This window comes from Streptomyces sp. NPDC044033, from assembly GCF_056434425.1.
Genome location: NZ_JBWKFF010000019.1, coordinates 27,734 through 43,037, shown reverse-complemented (window position 1 = coordinate 43,037; position 15,304 = coordinate 27,734). Strand labels below are relative to the sequence as shown.

Sequence of the window (15,304 nt, the reverse complement as noted above, 5' to 3'; positions counted from 1 at the left end):
GCTCACCTCGCCTGGATGCGTTGCATCAGCCGACGGGACCCGTCCGGGACCGCGTCTCGGCGATGCATCATGACTCGGTTGTCCCAGACCACCAGATCGCCAGGCCGCCAGCGGTGCGGCCAGGACAGCGCGGGGTCCTCGCAGTACGTCCAGAGCTCGTCCAGCAGCGCCTCGGATACGGCGAGCGGCAGACCTGGAATGTAGGCGTGCAGGCGACGCCCCAGGTAGAGGGCCTTGAGCCCGGTCTCCGGCCGGACGCGTACGAGCGGATGGACGGCGCCCGAGGAGGTGGTGATGTCGGTGACGGGCTCGCGGCCGTACCGCAGGTCGCCTGCCGCCGTACGGCTGTCGTCGTGCTTGCACGACAGCGGTTCGATCCGGTCGCGCAGCCCGGCGGGCAGTCGGCCGTAGACCGCCGACATGTCGAGGAACCAGGTGTCGCCCTGCGAGTTGGGCGTCTCGACGGCGTAGAGCGCGCTCGCGAGCGCGGGCTCGGGCACGTAGCACATGTCGGTGTGCCAGCTCAGGTCTCCGCCGCCCAGATGGCCGATGCGCCGGCCGCTCTCGACGATATTCGAGACGATCATGATCTCGGGCGGAACCCCGGAGGTGTCGACGATCCCCTCTTGGGCGGGCACCGGTACCGGAGTGCCGAAGAGCGCGCCGAACGCTACGAGATCCTCGGGCGTCAGCTCGCACCGGTGGAACACCAGGACCGGATGGTGCTGCCACGCTTCCTTGATCCGGGGGGCGAGCTCGGGCAGCCGCGCCGGCATGAGAGGTGGCAGGGTCGCGAACGGTGGCTCAACTCCTTTGGCGGATGGGCGGATTACCATATGGATCCTCCTTGTGGCAGGGAGGGAGAGGAGCCGGCGAGCCCGCCGAACAGGCCCTCGACCAGCTCGACGAGATCGGTGACCGCGAAGCGCGCCAGCGGCGGACGGTGCAGACGCTCGACGGCGAGAGCGGTCAGGCGCTCCACTTCCCGCAGCGTGGCGCCCGAGGCGTCGGCCTCGTCGAGGAGCTCCATGACCGCCGTGATCTCGGTGTCGCCCGGCGCGGGGCTGTCCAGCAGGGCCCGCATACGGCGGCGTTCGGCGGGACCGCACCGCAGGTAGCCGACGACGATCGGGTAGGTCTTCTTGTGCTGCCGGATGTCGCTGTGCAGCGGCTTGCCGTTCCGTACCTCGCTGCCCCAGAGCCCGCGGTGGTCGTCGATGATCGAGAACGCCGTGGCCACCAGCGCGCCGAACTCGCGGAAGGCCGCCCGGATCTCGTGGTCCGGGGTGCTGACAGCCGCCGCGAGCTCGACCCCGCACCTGATCAGGCACGAGCGTCCCAGGGCCACCCCCCTGACCTGGTCGAGCGTCATGCCGAGCTGGTTCTCCCAGTCCAGATCGGTGTGCTGGGCGCCGGCCATCTCCAGGCACGAGTCCAGCAGGGTCCTCGTGAGGGCCCGTGGTGCGACGTGGGAAGGGCCCGCGTCCAGGTAGTCCTGGAGCGCGTCGAGCCCGACGACGTAGATCCCGGCCGCCGTCGTCATCGCGTGGCCGGTGCCGTAACTGACCCAGAGCGCCGGGCGGTTACGCCGCATCCGATCGCGGTCCATGATGTCGTCCAGGATGATGCTGAAGTCGTGGACGAGCTGCACCGAGACCGCCGCCGGCATCGCCCTGCGGTGGTCGCCGACGATCGCCTGCGCGGTGAGCAGCGCGAGGAGCGGCCGCAGCCGCTTGCCCCGGGAGTTCGCCGCCGCCGGCTCGCCGTCGTCCCACGAGCGCCAGGCCATGTGGTCGCTGACCATCCGCCGGAACGTCTCGGACCGCGGCGGCTCGCGGTGCAGGAACGCGAACAGTTCCCGGTCCAACTGGTCCAGCAACGCGTCGGGGGTCATGGGCCGACCCGCTCCGCGGCAACCATGAGGTACGCGATCGACGAGGCGTTGTACCCGTCCATGAAGAGCTTCTCGATCGTGTCGCTGTGCTCGCTGCGCCGGCGCAACTCCCAGTACGGCAGCGCGTCGTCGTCCATCTGGGCTACGTGGTACGGCACGAACCCGGAGTCCAGCAGCGCCCGGAGGTAGGCCCCGCGCGTGTGCATGGTGCAGGAGTAGTGGCGGTTGATCGCGTCGATGGTCCCGTCCGCCGTACCGCTCTCGTCGACCGCCCACGTCGCGAAGGCGTAGCGCCCGCCCGGCTTGACGATCCGGGCGAACTCCCGGAACAGCGCGGTGAGATCGACGTACATGGTGACCTCGTTGGTCAGAGCGGCATCGACGGTCGCGGCGGGTAAGCCGGTACGCAGCATGTTCATGAAGTGGAACCGGACCTTCGCGTCACAGCCCCACTCGCGGGCGCTCCGTTCGGCGAACTCCCGCTGGTACCGCGAGATGGTGGCGCCGTCCACGGAACAGCCCAGCCGCTTGTGGGCCATGAAGGCCGTTCCGCCGCGGCCTGATCCGCCGTCGAAGATCCGGTGTTCGGGACCGAGCCCGTCGAGCAGGTCGAGGAGCCGCTCGGTCTGGGCGTTCTCCAGCTCGTGCAGACGGCGCTGTATCTCGGATTCACTCCGCAGCGCGCCGGGCGACCGATCGAAATCCCCGATCCCGAAGTGGTGGTGGACGAGGTTCGTCTCTTTCCCGAGCAGCAGATTGAAATCGTCCTGCTTCTCGTCGTACATCCGGGCGACTTCCCGCTCGTATTCCGTTTCGACAACTGCTCGGCCCCCGCCCGATTCGTTCATCTCGGACTCGGGCGAGTTCAGCGATACTCTGCTCATATCTGTACCTCGTCGTGTTGGATGGCGGCCTGGATTTCCGGCGGTGCGACTCGCGTCGGCCGCCTCGGAAATCGATGTCGACGAGCTTTCAGACGGGCCCCGATCGGTTGGCGTCACGGGCGGCATGGCGGCCACTGGCCTCGGCTGCCGACCCTGCCCACGCCTGACCTGGCTGCACTTGCGAGAGGCCCGGTTGAAGGGCTCAACGGTTTCTTCGCGCGCTTCAGCGAGGAGCGATATGCAGGATGAGCGGTTCGGCGCGCCGCAAGAAGGAGACGGGCTGCAGTTTCGCGGGAGCGGTGTCGGCGAGCGTGAACCGAAAACGCCGCAGCAGTGTCGCGACGATCATCTTCAGCTCCATCATGGCCACACCGCGGCCGATACAGACGCGTGGCCCGAAACCGAACGGGAGAAACGCGGCTCTGTGCGCCTCGCCGTGAGTGCGGCCGTGAAAGCGGTCGGGCTGGAACCGGTCCGGTTCGTTCCAGTGGGCCGGGTCCCGGTGCAGCGCGTACGGCGACACCAGCAGGACCGCGTTGCGGCGGAGGCGGAGACCGCCCAGCGAGAAAGTCCGCCGCACCCGTCTGCTGAGCAGCCAGCCCGGCGGGAAGAGCCGCATCGCCTCCAGGATCGTGTCCTCCACGAACTCCAGCTGGTTGAGGTCGTCGTACGTGAGCGGCCGGTCGGACGGCAGCGAGTCGAGTTCGGCCACCACTCGGGCCGTGACCTCAGGGTGGCGGCCGAGGAGGTCGAACAACCAGGTCGCCGCGGTCGTCGTCGTCAGCCACCCGGCGACGAAGGCCGTCTTCACCTCGGCCAGCAGCTCGTCGTCGGTCCAGCCGGCGCCCGTCTGCGCATCGCGGCACTCCATCAGCATCTTGAGGAGGCCGGCCCGCTCCGGAGGGTTCGCCCGGTGGTCCTCGATGATCTCGACGATGCTGTCGTTGAGCCGGGCGACTCCGTCGGTGAACTTCCTGTTCGCCGGGGTGGGGAACGAGAGCGGCAAGCTGGTGAAGGCCCAGCGCCGACGCTGACGGTATTCCAGCCCGTAGTCGAAGGCCCGTGTCAGGTGCCCGGCGGTTTCCGGAACGGCCACACCGAACATCATCCGCACGATCATGCGCTGGAGGAGATCGAGCATCGCAGCGCTGCAATCGATCGATCCCCGGGCATCGGCGATCGGCTCGAAGCGCGCAACGGTCCGCGCCAGCTCGCCCGCCGCCGAGCCGAACAGCTCCGGCAGGTTCGAGGTCTTGAACGCGGGCTGCAACTCGTCGCGCCGCTTGCGCCAGGGCTCGTCCTGCATGGTGAACACGGACTCGCCGAAGAGGAAGCCCAGGACGTCGCTGGTGCGCGTCATGCCGACGTCCGCACGCGGCGCGGTCATGACCGACCGCACCAGATCCGGGTCGTTCACCTGGTAGAACCGCCTTCTGCCGAGCCGCCCCAGCAGCACGACCGGACCCCGGCGGCTCGCTTCCTCCAGATAGCCGATCGGGTCCTTCCTCATCCGCACGATGCCGCCGAAGTACGGCAGCCCCGGCATCGACGGCGGGCGTGCCGGGGAGGCAGGCGCCGACGGTGCGGCGGCCTCGGTCACCGGGCGGCCTCCGACGTCCGCCGGAAGTAGGCTTCCGCCCAGCGTTCCAGGGGGGCGGCGAGTCCGGGCACGGCCTCGGCCAGGGCCCGGACGGCCAGTGAGATCCGGTCCCGGATCAGGAATTCGAGGAACGCCCGGGCCTGGACACCGTCGAGGATCTCCCGGGTCCTGTCCACATCGCGGCCGGCCGCGGCGGTGTGCAGCAGGTCGACGAGCTCGTCGCGGCGGGGGTGGTCGACCGCGAGGGCGTAGGCAAGGGGAGAGGTCACCTTGACGGGATCCTTCTCCAGGTCGTCGCCGCCACCCCAGACCCCGCCGGCGTCGTCGAGCACCTGCACCGCGAATCCGATGTGGTGGCCGAAGGCGGCGAGAGCCTCGACCGCCGCGTCCGGTGCCTGCATCGTCAGGGCCGCGCAGCGCAGCAGGCACTCGTAGATGACGGACGACTTCCAGCCGACGAGCTTCTCGTAGAACAACGCGACACGAGCGCCGGCCTCCGCGGGGAAAGGCGGCTTCGAGCGCAGTTCGGAGTAGCCCACGATGTCGAGGTATTCACCGATCGACGCCGTCAGGCACGCCGAGCCGAGCTCGATGGTCGCCCGGGACACCGCGTGGCTCGTCGTGGGGTCTGCCTCCGGGCCGAGCGCCAGCAGCGGTGCGCGGAAGACCTGGTCCTTCAGCGCCAGTACGAGCTCGATGGCGCCGACCCCGCCGAGTTCGCGCCAGTAGTCCGACATCGGATCGCGGTCCACCAGCTGATCGATCGGCGCCGAGAGATGGACCATGGTGAACCAGCCGCCCATGACCCGGGCGGAGGCATCGCAGGGGCGGTGGTCGAACTCCGCGGCGAGCAGGCTCAGGAGCGGCTCCCACAGCCGGGTGCGCTTGCGCAGCGAACGGGCGAACTCGGCCCTGATGGCGGGGTGGTCGTCGAAGGCCGGGTACGACGCGGCGTGCTCGGACAGATTCCCTACGATGCCGTCGCGCACGGGAGCGTTCATCGGCGCCCGACCTCCTCCGGGATCTCGAAGTCGACCATGTCGGTGTCGGCCATCGGAAGCCGCAGCATGCGCTCCTCCTCCGGGGTGGCGAGCAGCGCCGCGAGGACTTCTCCGATCCGCGCGCGGTCGGCTGCCGGAACCTTGTCGAGCACTTCCGACTGCTCCGGTGAGTTGGATGAAACGGCCGCTTCGAACAGTCTCGCCAGGTCGACGAGGTTGATCTCGTTCATGGCAACAGTCACCCCAGTCATTCCGTTGTGGCCCGAGCCTGCTGGTCTACTGCTCAGAGGTCTCGATCACCGTGGGTACGACGACGTGACCCTCTTCCATGGATTTCTCCATGGCGGCCTGGATGTAGTGTGCGTTGATCCTTGAGACCGCGCTCTTGGCCAGGTCCGGGCTGTTGACGACAGAGTTCGCGGCGGTCACGGCGAGTTCGGCCACGGCAGGGCCGCAGTCCGCGAGCAGGTTGCCGCGGCGAAAGGTGTTGCCGGCGATCACTGAGGCTGCCGCGTGAATGCTCAGATACTTGAAGGCAGTGATCAGCGCCGGGAATTCGACTTCCGCCTTGTGGAGGTCGGCGATCAACGACTTGCCGTCGAGAGAGATCACGGAGGCCATGAAGCTCTCGTAGGTGGTGTGCTTCTCCGCGGGCGTTTCGGCATCGACAGCCATGCTTCACCTTTCATGGATGTTTTGCGCGCGTCGGCCGCAGAGACTTCGTGAACAGTCCCGGGGCCTTGTGCTCGATTTATGCCGGAGGCTTCGAGAAGGGTGCCTGAGCCGTCAGTTCAGGTGATCGGTCGAACACCGGGACCGAAGCTGTGCCGCGTCCCCGGTGACGGCGCCCCGCCCGGTGTCCTCGGCCGCTCAGGTCACTGTCATAGCCGGGAAAGACTAGCCGCGCCCGCCGGACGGCACTGAGCTGTTTACCGGCCAACCACTGGGCTCACGCGATTCGGCGGGTGTCGCCACGGGACTCGGCCGCGTCGCCCCGCACCGGCCGTCCCGCGCGCCCGCGCCGTCGCGGTCGGCCCGACCGCCCCACGCCCGCCCCTCCGCCGCCGGGCCGGATACGGACGGAGGAACGGCCGTACGGACCGGCTGAAGAGGCCGGCCCAGGCGCGGCGGCAGCCGAGAAGGCCGGTCACGGCCTGGTGCCTCTCGGACACCGCCGTACCGGCCCCCACGCCCGCGGCGCGCCCGCGGGAAGCCGACCGCCCCCGCCGATGCCGCTCATCACCTCGGGCGGCGGGGCCTCCTCAGGAGGAGACGGAGAGCTCGGCGGTGGCCGGAACCGGCGGGCTCTGCGGCGTGATCCGGTTGAGGAACACGGTGAGCAGGGCGCCGACGACGTAGCACGCGCCGAACACCCACATCACGCCCTCCACACCCATCGGCGTCAGGCAGAGGCCGACCAGCGCGGGGCCGGCCGCCGTGCCGAGCCCCGCCCCGAGGTTCAGCCCGGCCATGGCCGCGCCCGTGCGCCGAGGGGCGATCTTCGGCATCAGGGCGGACATCGGGGAGAACCCGGCCAGGCAGGCGCAGAACGCGCTGCCGATGAGCAACGACAGCCAGAAACTGTGGGTCGCGGTGGGGACGTAGTAGAAGGCGACCGTGGTGACGGCGCACCCCACACAGCCCATCCACCGGAGCACGGGGGTGACCCCGTACCGGTCGCTCCAGTACCCGGCGAGCAGGTTGAACCCCAGATTCACCAGGTACATCACGGAGTAGATGGTGAGCCAGTCGCCGAGCGCGAACCCGAGGGTCTTGGTGAAGTAGACCGGCAGGAAGACCGGGAAGCCGAACTGGGAGACGCCGTTGATGACCCGGATCAGCCCCGCCACCGCCACCTTCGGCTCCTGCCAGAGCACGGAGACGCCCTTGACCAGCCCGCGCAGCGGGTTCTCCTCCGGGCGGGCGATCGGGCGGTCCCCTCCGGGGGCGCGGACCTTCATCGCTATGGCCGCGCCGATCGCGATCACCAGCAGGGCGGACCACAGCGTGGGCAGCGGCCCGATGAGAGCGATGCTCTCCTTGGCGATCAGCGGGCTCAGCGTGGAGAACCCGGCGATGTAGGCGAACCAGAACCAGCCCACGGCCACGCCCAGCTTCTCCGGGCGCGCCGTCCGTACGATCCACATGAGGAACCCGTAGGCGAACAGCGGATATCCGAATCCGCGCAGCCCGTAGCAGACGAGCAGCATCGCCCCGGAGTGCTCCGTCACCCCGAGCGTGACGAACAGGACGTGGAACACCACCCAGACCGCGACGCCGACGGCCATGAGGCGGCGCGGGCCGAAGACGTCGGAGAGGGCGGCGGCCATCCACGCGGACACCCCGGCGGTCACGCCGTACAGCGTGAACATCAGCGCCACTTGGTGGGAGGGGAAGCCCTGATCGTTGAGGAACGCGGACAGATAGCCCTGTTCGACGCCGTCTCCGATCATGAAGAACGCCAGAGCCAGATACCCCGCTGCCAGACTTCGCGGAATGCCGATCCTGTCGAGGATGTTGCTGTGTTCGCTTGCGTCCGGCATCGCTCCACCTTCCGTGTTGCTACGAGCGATCAGTAGCGGTGGCTGTCATCAGTCAGGCCAGGTCGGGTTGTGTGAGTCGGTCAGTGGGGCGGGGGTGGGCCGGCCCGGATCGGCCCCTACTCGACATAGGCGGCGTCGTGGAAGCGGATCTCCGCGGCGAGGACCTTCCCGAAGACCGTGACCAGCTCCGCAGCGGTCTCGGGAAGGATCTCCAGCGCGTCGATCTCGGCTTCCAGGAACCGCACCTGCGTGGTGAAGGGCTCGACGGTGTGCAAATGCACCCAGTCCGCGACCTCGGCACGCGCGGAGGGCGAGCCGACGGCCGCGCCGCACCAGTTCTCGTACAGCGACTCCGCCGCGTACATGCACGTCACGATGGCCGGGTAGCCGAGAGCGTCGGCCGCGTCCAGGACCTCTTCGGTGAGGACCGACGCCTGCTCCTGGGCGCGCGGACCGACCTCCGGCACACCGGTGGTCTCCAGCGCCCGGCTGAAGTAGTCGTACTGGTCCGTCACGAGAGCGTGCAGCGTACGGGCGTGCCCCGCCAGCGCCGCGGCGCCGGGCGCCTCGCGCACGGCCGCGCCCGCCAGCCGGGCGGCGGTGTCCACGAACTCCCGCTCGAACAGCAGGTATCGGGCGAAGACGGTGTCGCTGACGGTGTCGTCGGTGACCTCGCGTACGAACCGCATGGTGCGCGCCTGGTCCCATACCTCGGCGTTCCGCTCCTTGAGAGCCGCGCTGAGGGGGCCGGGCGGCGCCGACCGCGCATGTGTATGCCGCGCTTGCATAAGGGAGTACCTCCGCTGTCGCTGCCGGACATCGCCGGTATGTGAGGGGGCCGGCGGCCGGGCCGGAGGCGGCCCGCCGCGTCGGTGCGGTCCCCCGGCCGGTGCTGACACGGCCGGAGGGAATCATCGCCACCGATGAGAACCCGTTGTCCTGTTGGCGCCCGGCGGCCGCGGGGCAGCCGCCGGGGGGCTGGTGGGCCGACCTCGCATCGGGGGCCCGGTGGGTTGTTCCCGTACCGGGGGCCCGGTGGCCGTACGCGGCCCACCAGCGTCTTTTCAGCTGTCTGTCATGCCGCTGATCACGGCAGTTGGTAGCCCGCGCGCTCGGCGTGCCGGGTGAACGCCCGGACCTTCGCCTGGTCGACCCGGCCCCACCAGCGGCCGTTCTCCTTCAGAGAGGAGGCCACGATGGCGCCGTGGCACAGGGACAGCAGCCGCTCGGCGTTGTTCTCGGTCATGCCCGAGCCGATGATCACCGGCAGTTGAGTGGCGTCCATGATGCCCCGGACCTCGGTCTCCGCGGCCTCGTCACCCGTGCGGCCCCCGGTCGCGATGAGCACGTCCGCGTCGAAGAACTCGGCGTCCTCCGTCTGCTCGGCCAGGCTCCGGTCGGCGATGATGGAGTGCGAACCGTGCTTGACGTGCACGTCAGCGAAGACCTTGAGCTGCTCGGCGCGGAGCGTCGCCCGGTACCGGGTGGCGGAGGGGGCCAGCCCCTCCATGAAGCCCTCGTTGGCCACGTAGGCGTTCGCCCACTGGTTGACGCGGACGAAGGACGACTGGGCGGCCTGGGCGGTCGCTATCGAGCAGTGCGCGCCGTTCGCCAGGACGTTCACACCGACCGGCAGCCCCGCCTTCTCGCGCACGTGGTCACCGATCACGGCCAGGTTCGCCGCGGTCTCGAAGCCCTGGTCCTCCGGCTTGGGGAAGGGCAGGTCCCAGGCGTTCTCCACGATCAGGCCGTGGACTCCGCCCTCCTGGTACGCCTTCGCCTCCTCCACGGCGAACTTGACGATGTCCGCGATGGACTCGCCGCGGTAGTGCGGGCTGCCGGGGAGCGGCGGGCAGTGCACGACGCCGATGACGACGCGCTCGGTGCCGAAGATCGAGGTCAGCGCCGACTCCTTGGGCGGGAAGACGCCTACCGTTCGCTCGCCTGCGGTGCTGTCGACGGGGTTGTTCATGATGTCCTTTCAATGGCGTCAGGTGTGGACGGGCCGGCCGGGTCGGCCAGCCCCACCTGGTTGGAGAACTCAAAGCAGCTGGTGTATCCGGCGGTGACCAGACGGGACCAGTGGTCGAAGGACTGCTCGGCGGTGGGGAAGAACCAGATCTCCACCTGCGAGTAGTCGCTCTGCCCCCGGACGTGGAACACTCCGACCCGCTTTCCGCCCAGGCGCTCGGAGGCGTCGCGCTCCTTCTGGAACGCCTCCTCGTGCCGGGCCCGGGCGGCGGGTTCGAGCTCGAACCACGTGGTACGGGGGAGGGAGTAGTGCAGCCAGACGGTGTCGTTCGTGTCCCTCATGTCACTTCCTTCGCAAGGCGTCTTCGAGCCGCGTGCGACGGCCGAGGTAGTGGCGGGACGTCGTGAACTTGAAGTCCGCCACCCGGGTGTGCTCCCGCATCGCCGTCTGCACCATGGCCACGCTCGGCACCCGCCACACCCCGACGTGGTCCCACTCGCTCGCGCCGTCGAGGCGGTGCCGGCCGGCGATGGCGGCTCCGGCGCGTACGTCCTCGGAGAACGCGACATCGCACTCCAGGTCGTACTCGCGGCGCTCCCGCGCGGAGGCGGCCTGCCAGGCGCTGTTCCACTTCCAGAGCGCGAAGAACGCCCAGTCGTCCTCGCGCCGGGACGCGGGGCCGACCACCGGCAGGAACTCCCGTGGCCCGATGAGCCATTCGGTGCGCAGCGCACGCGCCCAGCCCGCCTCTTCGAGGGCGAGCGTCCCGCGGAGAGCGGCCGACGGAGTGGGGGCCTCGAACATGCCGACGAAGTCGACGTCGTGGGAGAACCCGGTGGCGTACACGGTGGGCGAATCCGCCACCGCGCGTCCGTCCGGCCCCGGCCCATCAGGCCCCTGCCCGTCCGGCCCGCCCTCGTCGCCCGCGAGGATGCGGTCGACGGAGAGCCGCCAGCCCTCGGCCCGCAGAGCGTCGAGCCGCTCCATGACCGGCCGCAGGGTCCGGTCGAAGTCCTCGGGGAACGGCGCGCGCAGGCGGGCCAGGAACAGTACGGCGCACCGCTGTCCCGGGGCGGCCTCGAAGACTTCCGTCTCCTCACTCACCAGCGTCATGCGAACCTCCGGGGAAGACGGACCCGGCCCGTGCCCGCGTCTGCGATGGCGGGGGAGTGCCGGTGGGCCGGCGCAGCTCCGACAGCTCGGCCCTCGTCGCGTACGACAGGTGGCCGCCGAACCCCGAGCAGCTGTGGGAAGCCGCCGCCACCGCGTAGCGCAGAGAGCCGAGCGGGTCGCCGGAGTCGAGCATCATGCCGACGAACGACCCGGCGAGGCAGTCGCCCGCGCCTGTCGTGTCGACCACGGGGGCCGCGCCGGGGGCGACGGGGACGGTGACCTCCGCGGCGCCCGGCGTGCACCAACGGGCGCCGTGCGAGCCGTCGGTGAACACCACCGAGCGGGCGCCGAGGCCGAAGAGCACCTCGATCGCGTCGGGTCCGATGGCACGAGCGGCGTGCGTATTGCAGAACACCGTCGCAGCGCCGTCGATATGGTCCGCGAGCTCCTCGATGCCGCCGGGGAACGTCGCCGGCTCCAGGTCGATCGACCACGGAACGCCGTTCTCGGCGCACCGGGCGATGACGGCTCGCGCGGCGACGGGGTCGTAGACCGCGGTGTGCAGCCAGCCCGCGTCCGCGAGGGAGAGCTCCCGGCAGACGGGTTCGGAGGGGTACATGCGGACGCCGGGCACGAGGATGAGGTGCTTCTCGCCGTCCTCGGCGATGGTGATGACGGCCCGGCTGGAGGGGCCCTGAGACACCTCGGGCCGGAAGTCCACGCCGAGGCCGCGCGCCTGCTCGGCGCACTCCCGGCCGGCCGCGTCCGTTCCCACGGAGCTGACCAGCGCGGTCGGGGTGCCGGTGAGGGAGCAGGCGACGGCCGCGTTGGTCACCACACCCCCCACCGAGTCGGTGAGGTAGTCGCTGACCACCTTCTCGTCGGCGGCGGGCAGGGAGCCCACGCGGAGGGTGGTGTCGAACACCGTGTCCCCGACGAAGAGCGCGGTCTGGTGCGCGGGTGCTGCCTTGTGCGCGGGTGAGTCTGTGTTCATGGGCGAGTGAGCTCGATTCGGAAGCGGTACCTGTCGGCCCGGTAGGTGATCACCACGTACTCCAGGGGGACGGCGGTCGCCGAGAGTGAACGGCGGCGCGCGATCAGGATCGGAGCGCCCTTGGCGACGGCCAGCCGCTGCGCCAACTGCGCGTCGGCGACGCCCCCTTCGATGTACTCCTCGCCCGAGCTGATCCGCGTACCGGTGGTGCGCTCGATCCACTCGTAGAGGGAGGAGTCCCGCAGCGTCGCCTCGGGCGGCGGCGTGGCCGGGTCGACGACCAGCGGCGACAGCCACGAGACGCTGGAGGCGATGGGTTCGTCGTCGGCGAGCAGCACCCGGTCCACGCAGACCGCGTCGTCGCCCTCGGTGAGCCCCAGCTCCTTGGCGACCTGCGCCGGAGCGGGCAGGACGGTGACGGCGACCAGCCGATAGCCCGGCGCCAGGCCGCGGGCCCGCATGTCGTCCGAGAACGAGGACAGCAGATTGAGCGGCTGCTCGACCTTCGGCGGGAGCACGATCGTGCCCTTTCCGGACCGCCTGCTCACCAGTTGGTCGCCCTCAAGCTCGTTCAGGGCGCTGCGGGCGGTGGTCCGGCTGATGCCGAAGCGCCGCGTGAGCAGCGTTTCGGACGGCAGCGCGTCACCGGCGGTGAACTCGCCGTCGGCGATGGCCGACCGCAGCAGTTCGGCGATCTGATGCCACTTCGGTACGGGGCCATCCAGCAGGTCTTCGTCATCCCAAGCCATGCCGAAATTATGCGAACGTCATGACGTTTGGTCAACGGATCGGCTCCGTCAACTTTGGGTGCACGGGTGATCGCCCAGCGTCGGCGGAAAGCGGCCTTCGGGCCGGGGGCCGTACCCCGTCGGCGGGGAAAACCGCACGTCACGAGGTGCCCGGCCCGACGGGCGGAGTGTCGGCAGGAGTGGGGAGGGGTGGGGGGAGGAGGCCGTTGACGTTCTCGCGCCGGGGCGCTTACGGTGCATCACCACGGCCCGGGTCCGCCGCTCAGCGATGGCGCGACCGACGGGCGACCGGTGCCACGGCGGCCTCAGCCCCGCCGTCGGCCGGGTATGTCAGGACCGCACGTCGCTGCCCGGTCCCGCGCTGATCCGGCCCGCCCGCGCGGCGGCCGGTCGCCGCGGTCCGACGGGCTGCCGCGCGGCAGTTCCGCAGCGAATGGGGTGCCCTTCTTTCATGATCGTCTTCTGTGGGTACGGCAACAGCGATCTCACGGTGAATGTGCCCGTCCTCCCGGGCGCGGGGGACCGGGTGCAGGCGCTCGGCATCGAGCGCCACGACGGAGGGATGGGCGCGAACGCGGCGGCGGCAGCGGCGAGGATGGGCGCCGACTCCAGATTCGCCGGGGTGGTCGGGTCCGACGCGCTGAGCACCGCCTTCCTGGACGGACTCGGCGCCGAGGGCGTGGACGTGGCGTGGGCCTCGCGCCGGGGCCGCCTCACCACCGCGGTCATCCTCGTCACCCCGGACGGCGAGCGCTCGATCATCAGTGAGGACGACGCCGTCACCGCGAGCCATGTGGCGGAGGTGGTGCGGCGGCTCGCCGGGGCCGGAGGCGGATGGCTCTACCTCGACGGCTACCGCTTCCCCTGGGCGGCGCCCCTCCTGGACGGCGCCACGGGCGTACGTACGGTCGTCGACCTGGACGGCTGCGAGAGCGCCGAGGCGGCGCGGGCCGCCCTGTCGGTGGCGGAACACGCGATCATCGGCCGTACGCGGGCCGAACGCCTCCTCGGCCGGGACCTCGCCGCCGCCGCGGCCTCGCACCGCACCCATCTCCTGGTCACCGACGGCGCCCGCGGCTGGCGGCTGCACACGCCGGCCGGCGGCACGCGGGCCGGAGCCGCCATCGACGTGCGGGTCCGCGATGCCACCGGGGCGGGCGACTGCTTCGTGGGCTCCTACCTCGCCGAACTGGAACGCGGAGCGGAACCGGCCGCCGCCGCGGCCTTCGCCGCCGTCGCGGCGGGCCTGTCCTGCACGGGCCCCGGCGCCAGAGAGAGCCAGCCGGACCGGTACGCGGTCATGGCCTACCTCGCCGACCGGGCGCCGGCCCGCGGGTAGCCCACCGCGCCGGCGCCGACTACGGGCGCGGCGCACTGCGACCGCCGGCCGGGCGGACGGCCTTTCAGGCCGGGAGGCCCAACGGGCCGGGGCGGTGCGGCCCCGGCCCGCGGCCGCCCGCTACTTGAACAGGCGGTCACCGCTGTTGGCCATGCGGTGGGTGCCGCTGTGGCGGTTCACCCAGTCACGGATGAGGCCGATGGAGTTGGCGCACTGCCAGCTGTTGTCGTAGTCGCGTACTCCGGTGAAGGCGCCGTAGCCCGCGATGATGCCGTCCACCCGCGCCTCGCCCAGCAGTTTGTCGACGTACCACGGGTCGTTGTAGGTGGTCGTCCAGGACAGCGTGGCCGCGAGCTGTCCGGCGGAGCGGTCGGCAGCGCCCTTCTTCAGCTCCGCGCACGTGTTCCAGGTGGCTTCCGTGCAGTTGCCGAACCCGTTGGCGATATTGGTGTCGCCGTAGTCCATCACCCGGCGGCCCTTCGGGAATCCGGCGCCCAACCGGTTGAAGGTGTCCCGGACCTTGTCGCGGGACCCGGTCGTCGTGATGCCCTCCAACGGGCCGAGCTTGCCCTCCAGGCTCTTCCAGCCCCGGCCGCCGACGTCCGGGTCGCTGCCGCCGTGGTATTCGAGGAAGCCGTAGAGCACCTGGATGCCGGCGGCCGTCAGTCGCTGCGCCTTGTCGCGTAGCCCGGCGACGCTGCACGCGCGGTTCGGCTGTTCTCCGCAGTAGTTCGGGTCCTTGATGTCCAGCCAGACCATCGACAGCCGGCGCCCCTCTTTGGCGTGCGAGAGGATGCGGTCGACCATGCTGTCGAAGCTGGGACCGTACCGGTTGTCACCGGCCGAGGAGCAGTCGTGCCACGCGCGCCATTCGTTCGGATTCCACCAGGCGCAGGTGTCGATCTCGATGGCGTTGGCGCCGTGGGCGATGGCGGCGTCCACGCCGCCCAGGGTGTCGACCCGGTGCGCGATGGCGTAGATGGCGTGCCGCTGATCGGCTGCCGACGCCGGGCTCGTACCGAACGCGGAGGCGCCGATGATCCCGCACAGCGCCGCCAGCAGCGCCAGGACTCTCCGCGGGCGGGCGCCGTGTCGAAGGTGAGTGGTCAAGGAAGGGGCTCCTTCATGCCGCAGAGCGGGACGGCGGCGAGCCGCCCGTCGATCGCGAAAATATAGCGCCCGACGGGGCATTCGTGATCGATTCCCGGTCCGCTT

At 70.4% G+C, this 15,304-nt stretch carries 16 protein-coding genes; 1 reads left to right on the top strand and 15 read right to left on the bottom strand.

Features of this window, described 5'->3' with window-relative positions; genetic code table 11:
• Positions 1-2: 2 nt before the first annotated feature.
• The 14 genes from AC07AB_RS29230 to AC07AB_RS29165 all read right to left on the bottom strand — a co-directional run bounded on the left by AC07AB_RS29230 (position 3) and on the right by AC07AB_RS29165 (position 12,750).
• Positions 3-836 (bottom strand): TauD/TfdA dioxygenase family protein, encoded by an 834-nt coding sequence (locus AC07AB_RS29230; RefSeq protein ID WP_478572890.1) that lies wholly within the window; start codon positions 834-836, stop codon positions 3-5.
• Positions 830-1,894 carry a polyprenyl synthetase family protein gene (locus AC07AB_RS29225; RefSeq protein ID WP_478572887.1) on the bottom strand — a complete coding sequence of 355 codons (1,065 nt, stop codon included), beginning with the start codon at positions 1,892-1,894 and terminating at the stop codon, positions 830-832. The genes AC07AB_RS29230 and AC07AB_RS29225 overlap by 7 nt, the downstream gene beginning before the upstream one ends.
• On the bottom strand, positions 1,891-2,778 hold the full coding sequence (locus AC07AB_RS29220) for an SAM-dependent methyltransferase (protein ID WP_478572885.1): 888 nt from the start codon (positions 2,776-2,778) through the stop codon (positions 1,891-1,893). Before AC07AB_RS29220 ends, AC07AB_RS29225 begins: the two co-directional genes overlap by 4 nt.
• Positions 2,779-3,001: 223 nt before the next feature.
• A complete protein-coding gene (locus AC07AB_RS29215; RefSeq protein WP_478572882.1) occupies positions 3,002-4,378 on the bottom strand; it encodes a cytochrome P450 in 1,377 nt (458 codons plus the stop codon).
• Positions 4,375-5,379: a polyprenyl synthetase family protein gene (locus AC07AB_RS29210; protein WP_478572879.1), complete on the bottom strand. Its 1,005-nt coding sequence runs from the start codon at positions 5,377-5,379 to the stop codon at positions 4,375-4,377. The genes AC07AB_RS29215 and AC07AB_RS29210 overlap by 4 nt, the downstream gene beginning before the upstream one ends.
• On the bottom strand, positions 5,376-5,609 hold the full coding sequence (locus AC07AB_RS29205) for a hypothetical protein (protein WP_478572876.1): 234 nt from the start codon (positions 5,607-5,609) through the stop codon (positions 5,376-5,378). Before AC07AB_RS29205 ends, AC07AB_RS29210 begins: the two co-directional genes overlap by 4 nt.
• A gap of 46 nt (positions 5,610-5,655) precedes the next feature.
• The gene (locus AC07AB_RS29200) at positions 5,656-6,054 is read right to left on the bottom strand and encodes a hypothetical protein (RefSeq protein ID WP_478572873.1); all 399 of its coding nucleotides are present in this window, start codon (positions 6,052-6,054) and stop codon (positions 5,656-5,658) included.
• A 587-nt stretch (positions 6,055-6,641) separates the two neighbouring features.
• Complete coding sequence (locus AC07AB_RS29195) at positions 6,642-7,922, bottom strand: MFS transporter (RefSeq protein ID WP_478572870.1); 1,281 nt, start codon at positions 7,920-7,922, stop codon at positions 6,642-6,644.
• Positions 7,923-8,038: 116 nt separating this feature from the next.
• Positions 8,039-8,710, bottom strand: coding sequence for a TenA family protein (locus tag AC07AB_RS29190; protein ID WP_478572868.1), 672 nt, complete (start codon positions 8,708-8,710; stop codon positions 8,039-8,041).
• A 299-nt stretch (positions 8,711-9,009) separates the two neighbouring features.
• On the bottom strand, positions 9,010-9,894 hold the full coding sequence (locus tag AC07AB_RS29185) for a BtpA/SgcQ family protein (RefSeq protein ID WP_478572865.1): 885 nt from the start codon (positions 9,892-9,894) through the stop codon (positions 9,010-9,012).
• Positions 9,891-10,235, bottom strand: coding sequence for a hypothetical protein (locus tag AC07AB_RS29180; protein WP_478572863.1), 345 nt, complete (start codon positions 10,233-10,235; stop codon positions 9,891-9,893). The genes AC07AB_RS29185 and AC07AB_RS29180 overlap by 4 nt, the downstream gene beginning before the upstream one ends.
• 1 nt (position 10,236) lies before the next feature.
• Positions 10,237-11,007 (bottom strand): hypothetical protein, encoded by a 771-nt coding sequence (locus AC07AB_RS29175; protein WP_478572860.1) that lies wholly within the window; start codon positions 11,005-11,007, stop codon positions 10,237-10,239.
• Entirely contained in the window at positions 10,991-12,001 is a 1,011-nt protein-coding gene (locus AC07AB_RS29170) for a carbohydrate kinase family protein (RefSeq protein ID WP_478572857.1), read from the bottom strand. The genes AC07AB_RS29175 and AC07AB_RS29170 overlap by 17 nt, the downstream gene beginning before the upstream one ends.
• A complete protein-coding gene (locus tag AC07AB_RS29165; RefSeq protein ID WP_478572855.1) occupies positions 11,998-12,750 on the bottom strand; it encodes a GntR family transcriptional regulator in 753 nt (250 codons plus the stop codon). Before AC07AB_RS29165 ends, AC07AB_RS29170 begins: the two co-directional genes overlap by 4 nt.
• 451 nt (positions 12,751-13,201) lie before the next feature.
• On the opposite strand from AC07AB_RS29165, the gene AC07AB_RS29160 reads away from it, so the two are divergent.
• A complete protein-coding gene (locus AC07AB_RS29160) occupies positions 13,202-14,089 on the top strand; it encodes a carbohydrate kinase family protein (protein ID WP_478572852.1) in 888 nt (295 codons plus the stop codon).
• Between the two features lie 120 nt (positions 14,090-14,209).
• On the opposite strand, the gene AC07AB_RS29155 is transcribed toward AC07AB_RS29160, so the two are convergent.
• Complete coding sequence (locus AC07AB_RS29155; protein ID WP_478572849.1) at positions 14,210-15,199, bottom strand: PI-PLC domain-containing protein; 990 nt, start codon at positions 15,197-15,199, stop codon at positions 14,210-14,212.
• Between the last annotated feature and the right edge of the window lie 105 nt (positions 15,200-15,304).

What these genes read in the sequence shown, in the direction of transcription:
- AC07AB_RS29220 (WP_478572885.1), bottom strand. Translation starts at nt 2,778, where the DNA reads ATGAGCAGAGTATCGCTGAACTCGCCCGAGTCCGAGATGAACGAATCG.
- AC07AB_RS29190 (WP_478572868.1), bottom strand. Translation starts at nt 8,710, where the DNA reads ATGCAAGCGCGGCATACACATGCGCGGTCGGCGCCGCCCGGCCCCCTC.
- AC07AB_RS29225 (WP_478572887.1), bottom strand. Translation starts at nt 1,894, where the DNA reads ATGACCCCCGACGCGTTGCTGGACCAGTTGGACCGGGAACTGTTCGCG.
- AC07AB_RS29170 (WP_478572857.1), bottom strand. Translation starts at nt 12,001, where the DNA reads ATGAACACAGACTCACCCGCGCACAAGGCAGCACCCGCGCACCAGACC.
- AC07AB_RS29180 (WP_478572863.1), bottom strand. Translation starts at nt 10,235, where the DNA reads ATGAGGGACACGAACGACACCGTCTGGCTGCACTACTCCCTCCCCCGT.
- AC07AB_RS29205 (WP_478572876.1), bottom strand. Translation starts at nt 5,609, where the DNA reads ATGAACGAGATCAACCTCGTCGACCTGGCGAGACTGTTCGAAGCGGCC.
- AC07AB_RS29230 (WP_478572890.1), bottom strand. Translation starts at nt 836, where the DNA reads ATGGTAATCCGCCCATCCGCCAAAGGAGTTGAGCCACCGTTCGCGACC.
- AC07AB_RS29195 (WP_478572870.1), bottom strand. Translation starts at nt 7,922, where the DNA reads ATGCCGGACGCAAGCGAACACAGCAACATCCTCGACAGGATCGGCATT.
- AC07AB_RS29165 (WP_478572855.1), bottom strand. Translation starts at nt 12,750, where the DNA reads ATGGCTTGGGATGACGAAGACCTGCTGGATGGCCCCGTACCGAAGTGG.
- AC07AB_RS29175 (WP_478572860.1), bottom strand. Translation starts at nt 11,007, where the DNA reads ATGACGCTGGTGAGTGAGGAGACGGAAGTCTTCGAGGCCGCCCCGGGA.
- AC07AB_RS29160 (WP_478572852.1), top strand. Translation starts at nt 13,202, where the DNA reads ATGATCGTCTTCTGTGGGTACGGCAACAGCGATCTCACGGTGAATGTG.
- AC07AB_RS29185 (WP_478572865.1), bottom strand. Translation starts at nt 9,894, where the DNA reads ATGAACAACCCCGTCGACAGCACCGCAGGCGAGCGAACGGTAGGCGTC.
- AC07AB_RS29210 (WP_478572879.1), bottom strand. Translation starts at nt 5,379, where the DNA reads ATGAACGCTCCCGTGCGCGACGGCATCGTAGGGAATCTGTCCGAGCAC.
- AC07AB_RS29200 (WP_478572873.1), bottom strand. Translation starts at nt 6,054, where the DNA reads ATGGCTGTCGATGCCGAAACGCCCGCGGAGAAGCACACCACCTACGAG.